This window comes from Pseudogulbenkiania sp. FW507-F1 (assembly GCF_058781125.1).
Genome location: NZ_JBYSWM010000057.1, coordinates 1 through 4850, shown reverse-complemented (window position 1 = coordinate 4850; position 4850 = coordinate 1). Strand labels below are relative to the sequence as shown.

Genomic DNA, 4850 nt, shown 5'->3' with positions numbered 1-4850 from the left:
GGCTTGGCTGGACGGCTGCCGGAAGGGCGATTTTTTCCTCCGCTGTCGTGGCGGGCAGAGGGGGCGCCTGGTTGGTCGGGGCCGCCCGGTTCAATTCCTGCTGTGGCGGAACGGCGCGACCGTCCTGATTTCCCCGCCAGGCCTGGCTTTTCGCTAAGGCCGGCGCATCGGCCTGGGGGCGTGAAGCCTGGGCCAACTGATTTGCCGCTGGTGGGCGCATCATGAGCAGGGCGCCACCGGCCAGCAGGCCTCCGCCCAACAGCGCCAGCAGCGCCAGATTGGGCCAGCGCCTGTGTGGGCCGGTGGTCGCAATGGTCCCGGTCACGTGGACCGAATTGAGGGTGGGCGCTGCGGAGCGCTGCCGTTCCTGATCGGCCTTCAGCAAGGCGTCGAGAATGTATGACATGGTGGCTACCCCTTCATCCCTGGATTTTTCGTGGTCATGCCAAGCAGGCGCGGAGAGGTCGTATCGCTGTTGCGGGTCAGGCGGATCAGCGTGTGCGGCCCGACAATGCCGTCGCTCGGCAAACCATCCGCGCGCTGGAAACGCATCACCTGTTCCTCCAGTCGGGCATCGAACACGGGGTTCTTGGCTGTGGCCGCCAAAGGTTCCAGAGGTTGGCCGAACTGATGGTTCAACCAGGACACCATCAATCCCCGGCTGCCGCGCGCCAGTGGTGCCCGGTAGTTGGGCGGCGCCTTCCATAACAGCGTGTAGCGACCACTCCAGAGTTGGCTCAGGGCAGAAACCGGCAGCGTGAACGTCTGCGTGCCGGTGATCAGGACGGCGTGGTCGTCCTGCAAGGTGGAAAGCAAGAGGTACCCCGCGCGCCCATCCGGCAGGCGCAGCTGCAGCACGGCCGGCCTGTCGAGGCGGCGCAATTGCTCCAGGTCGCCGGACTCGCTCAGACAGTGCAACCCGAACGCCTCCGCCTGCAGGCAGGTACTGGCCTCGTCGTCGACGGGCAAGCGGATGCCCCAGCGTGCCAGCAGAGCCCGGTAAGCCAGGCTCACTCCGTCCGGGCCTGCGCTCTGCGCGATAACGGCCGACGTGTCCGTGCCCATGGCGCGGGCCGACGAGGTGGCCGGGGCGGCGTGTTTGGCGAGGGCCGGTTTCAGGCCCGGACGCGATGGAACAGGGCGGTTTGGGGCAAAGGGCTCTGCGTAATAAAACAAGGCCGTCGCCAGGGTCGTGGCACTGAGCAAGGCCCCCAGGCCAATCACCAGTTTCTGCCACGACCGGGGCGCGCTCTGGCCGTACACCTCCTTGGCCGCTTGACGCAGGATCTCGCGGTCGACTTCGTCCTTGCCCTGCACGTAGGCACCGAGCAGGGCGCGGTCGCACAGAATGTTCAGCTTGCGCGGTATCCCGCTGCTCAGGCGAAACAGCAGGCGGCTGAGTGAGGCGGAAAACAAGGCGCGCCGGCTCCCCGCGACATCCAGCCGATGGTGGACGTAAGCGGTGATTTCCTCGGACTGCAGTGGTCCGAGGTGGTAGCGGGCGACGATGCGTTGCGAGAGCTGCTGCAATTCCGGCCGCGCCAGTTTGTCGCGCAACTCGGGCTGGCCCAGCAGGATGATGTGCAGCAGCTTGCGCTGGTTGGTTTCAAGATTGGTCAGCAGCCTGATCTGCTCCAGCACGTCGCTGTCCAGGTTCTGTGCCTCGTCGATGATGAGGAGGGTGGTCCGCCCCTGGGCATGGGCCGCCAACAGATGGTCGTTGATGCTGTCGGTAAAGGCCTTGTTGCTGGTGTGGTCGGGCGGGGCGGGAATGTGCAGCTCTTCGCAGATCGTCGACAGCAACTCGAGCACGTTCAGCTTCGGGTTGAAGATGAAGGCGACGTCGCAGTTGTCGGGCAATTGCTGCAGGAAGCAGCGGCAGATGGTGGTCTTTCCGGTCCCGATCTCGCCGGTCAGCAGCACAAACCCGCCGTCCCCTCCGATGCCGTACATCAGATGGGCGAGCGCTTCGCGATGCCGCTGGCTCATGAAGAGGAAGCGCGGATCCGGCGCGATCGAGAACGGCGGATCGGCCAAGCCATAGTGGTTCGTGTACATGGCGCTGCCTATAATGGCGTTGTACTCAACGACTTGCTTGAAAAAATTATAGTAAGCGCTTTAGAGTGTGCTAGTCGGAACGACTGTTTTTTTTGTTTGGAATAGGCGCTGAGCAACAGCGATCGCGGCGCGGGGAGCTTGGACCAGCCGATAGAGGGAGAGGGGCGGAAAAACAAAAAGCCGTTGAGATGAACTCAACGGCTTTTGTCTGGTGCCCAGGAGAAGACTCGAACTTCCACAGTGTTGCCACCGCTAGGACCTGAACCTAGTGCGTCTACCAATTCCGCCACCTGGGCATCGCTTTGCTGTATCATCTGCGCCACAGCAGTGCTGCGATGAGATGCGAATTATAAGGAGCCTCCAGAAATTGTCAATGCCTTCGAAACAAAAAAAACAGAAAAATGCTTCCCTGCGTTTGCAGGATCCCCATCTTGAGCGGGAAAAACTCAAGTATGACAATCCCTTGCCGAGCCGGGAGTTCGTCATTCAGCTGCTCACCGAACAGGGTGTGCCTCTATGGCAGGACGAGCTCGCCCAGATGCTCGACATCAAAAAGGATGAGTTTCGCTACTTCGAACGTCGCCTGCAGGCCATGGAGCGTTCCGGCGAGATCATCATCAATCGCAAGGGCGCCATCTGCGTTGCCGAGAAACTGGAACTGATCAAGTGCAAGGTATCCGGCCATCGCGACGGTTACGGCTTCGCCATTCCTGAAGAAGCCGGCGTCGAAGACGTCTTTCTGTCCGAGCGCGAAATGCACAAGGTGCTGCATGGCGACCGGGTCATGGTCAGCATCACCGGTACCGACAAGCGTGGTCGTAACGAAGGCCGCATCGTCGAAGTGCTGGAGCGGGCGGTCCAGAAGCTGGTCGGGCGCATCTACCTGTCGCGCGGCGTGTGGCTGGTGGTGGCGGAAGACAAGCGCATCAATCAGGACATCCTCATCGAACCAGGTGGCGAAGGCGGCGCGCAGCACGGCCAGGTGGTGATCGTCGAAATTTCATCGCAACCGGACAGCTACCGTCAGCCCATCGGCCGGGTGGTGGACATCCTCGGCAACTACGCCGACCCCGGCATGGAAATCGAGATCGCGCTGCGTCAGCACGATCTGCCTCACGTCTTCTCGGACGCGGCGGTCGAGCAGGCCCAGGAAACGCCGAAGAAGGTTCGCAAGAGCGATCACAAGGGTCGGGAAGACCTGCGCGAGCTGCCGCTGGTCACTATCGACAGCGAAACCGCGCGCGACTTCGACGACGCCGTCTTCGCCGAGCGGGTCGACAACGGCTACCGTCTGGTGGTGGCGATCGCCGACGTCAGCCATTACGTCATGCCGGGGGACGCGCTGGATCAAGATGCCGTAGAGCGAGGGACCTCGGTCTATTTCCCGCGCCGCGTCATTCCGATGCTGCCGGAAGCCCTCTCTAATGGTATCTGTTCGCTCAACCCCGACGTCGAGCGTCTTTGCATGGTCTGCGACATGCAGATCAGCACCAAAGGCGAGGTCAAACAATATCGTTTCTACCCGGCGGTGATGCAGTCCAAGGCGCGTCTCACCTATAACGCCGTGTGGGATTGGTTGCAGCATGGCTCGGATCACCCGATGTTGCCCAGCCTGCAAACCCTGTACAGCCTCTTCAAAGTGCTGCTGGCAGCGAGGGAAGAGCGCGGCGCCATCGAGTTCGACAGCACCGAAACCCAGATGGTGTTCAATGAGAGCGGCAAGATCGACAAGATCGTCCCGGTGGTGCGCAACGACGCCCATCGCCTGATCGAAGAGTGCATGCTCGCTGCCAACGTCTGCGCGGCCGATTTCCTGCTCAAGCACGAGCACCCCTGCCTGTTCCGCGTGCACGAAGGGCCGACGCCGGAAAAACTGGAAAACCTCAACACCTATCTCAAGCTGGTGGGGCTGGCGTTGGGCGGGGGCGAAACCCCGACCGCCAAGGATTACGCCAAGTTGGCCGAACAGATCCACGGCCGCCCGGATGCCCCGGTATTGCAGACCATGCTGCTGCGCTCCATGCAGCAGGCGCTCTACAGTCCGGACAATATCGGTCACTTCGGTCTGGCCTATGACGCCTATACTCACTTCACCTCGCCGATCCGCCGCTACCCCGATCTGCTGGTGCATCGCTCCATCAAGGCGGTGCTGGCCGGACGTCACTACAAGGCGGGTAAATGGTCTCAACTGGGAGAACACTGTTCCATGACCGAACGTCGTGCCGACGATGCCAGTCGCGACGTGGAGTCCTGGCTCAAGACCTACTACATGCGCGACAAGATCGGTGAGGTGTTCACCGGGGAAATCAGTGCGGTCACCAGCTTTGGCGTATTTGTGTTGCTCGACGGTATCTATGTAGAGGGCCTGCTGCACATCTCCGAACTCGGCAAGGACTATTTCCACTACCGCAAGGACATCCAGGCCATCATTGGCGAGAAGAGCGGGGCTCGCTACCAGTTGGGCAGCCGCTTGACCGTCAAGGTGGTACGCGCCGACCTGGAAAGCAGTCGCATCGATTTCGTGCTGGTGCCGGAGTTCGAAGCGGCTGCCGAAGCCAAACCGGCGGCAAAGAAAAAGCGCAAAGTCAGCTAAATACGGCCCGATTTCTGGGGCCATAAAAGGGTTGGCTTCGGCCAACCCTTTTTGTTTTTGTATGGATTTTGCTTGTGCATCAATGGCTTGCAGTATTTGCGCTGATTTCCTGTTATTTTTCAGCAAAAAGGCGTTGACGGGGTGGGGGTCGGGGCGTATAGTTCGCCTCCTCAGCTGACGCAGCGACGGAAACGACGCA

At 61.2% G+C, this 4850-nt stretch carries 2 protein-coding genes, 1 tRNA gene and 1 pseudogene; 1 reads left to right on the top strand and 3 read right to left on the bottom strand.

Annotation, left to right across the window (positions count from 1 at the left end; all coding sequences use genetic code 11):
- The 3 genes and pseudogenes from AC3WG5_RS19100 to AC3WG5_RS19090 form a co-directional block, all read right to left on the bottom strand.
- Positions 1-406, bottom strand: a pseudogene (locus AC3WG5_RS19100) (general secretion pathway protein GspB); the annotation flags it as partial.
- 5 nt (positions 407-411) lie between these two features.
- Positions 412-2058 carry an ExeA family protein gene (locus AC3WG5_RS19095; protein ID WP_492570304.1) on the bottom strand — a complete coding sequence of 549 codons (1647 nt, stop codon included), beginning with the start codon at positions 2056-2058 and terminating at the stop codon, positions 412-414.
- 209 nt (positions 2059-2267) lie between these two features.
- Positions 2268-2354 (bottom strand) — tRNA-Leu (locus AC3WG5_RS19090).
- Between the two features lie 77 nt (positions 2355-2431).
- On the opposite strand from AC3WG5_RS19090, the gene rnr reads away from it, so the two are divergent.
- Positions 2432-4651, top strand: coding sequence for a ribonuclease R (gene rnr, locus AC3WG5_RS19085; protein ID WP_492570302.1), 2220 nt, complete (start codon positions 2432-2434; stop codon positions 4649-4651).
- Positions 4652-4850 lie beyond the last annotated feature (199 nt).

What these genes read in the sequence shown, in the direction of transcription:
- rnr (WP_492570302.1), top strand. Translation starts at nt 2,432, where the DNA reads ATGCCTTCGAAACAAAAAAAACAGAAAAATGCTTCCCTGCGTTTGCAG.
- AC3WG5_RS19095 (WP_492570304.1), bottom strand. Translation starts at nt 2,058, where the DNA reads ATGTACACGAACCACTATGGCTTGGCCGATCCGCCGTTCTCGATCGCG.